The 653-nt window shown below is 70.3% G+C and carries 1 protein-coding gene; it reads left to right on the forward strand.

All coding sequences use genetic code 11. The features are described 5' to 3' along the window. Positions 1-653, forward strand: a 653-nt coding sequence (locus QSK22_RS33275; protein WP_285498477.1) for a UvrB/UvrC motif-containing protein, incomplete at both ends; no start/stop codon positions are given.

Here is a 653-nt window from a genome sequence, read left to right on the forward strand (position 1 = left end):
GCTGCACACGCTGGTCGGTGCGGGCGCCGCCGAGGGCGCGATCGACGCCGCGTCCATTCTCAAGCCGATGCTGGCGCGGGGTGAGCTGCAGACCATCGGCGCCACCACCCTCGACGAGTACCGCAAGCATCTGGAGAAGGACGCGGCGCTGGAGCGGCGGTTCCAGCCGATCCAGGTCGCCGAGCCGTCCCTCAGCCACACCATCGAGATCCTCAAGGGCCTGCGCGACCGCTACGAGGCGCACCACCGGGTGTCGATCACCGACAGCGCCCTGGTCGCCGCCGCTCAGCTGGCCGACCGGTACATCTCCGACCGGTTCCTGCCGGACAAGGCGATCGACCTGATCGACGAGGCCGGGTCGCGTATGCGGATCCGCCGCATGACCGCCCCGCCGGACCTGCGCGAGTACGACGAGAAGATCGCCGCGGTGCGCCGGGAGAAGGAATCGGCCATCGACGCCCAGGACTTCGAGAAGGCCGCCGCCCTGCGCGACTCCGAGAAGCAGCTCCTGGCCGCCAAGGCCGCCCGGGAGAAGGAGTGGAAGGCCGGCGACATGGACGTCGTCGCCGAGGTCACCGAGGAGCTGATCGCCGAGGTGCTGGCCACCGCCACGGGCATCCCGGTGTTCAAGCTGACCGAGGAGGAGTCCTCGC

The sequence above is a fragment of the Actinomadura sp. NBRC 104425 genome (genome assembly GCF_030269545.1).
Lineage (GTDB): Bacteria > Actinomycetota > Actinomycetes > Streptosporangiales > Streptosporangiaceae > Spirillospora > Spirillospora keratinilytica.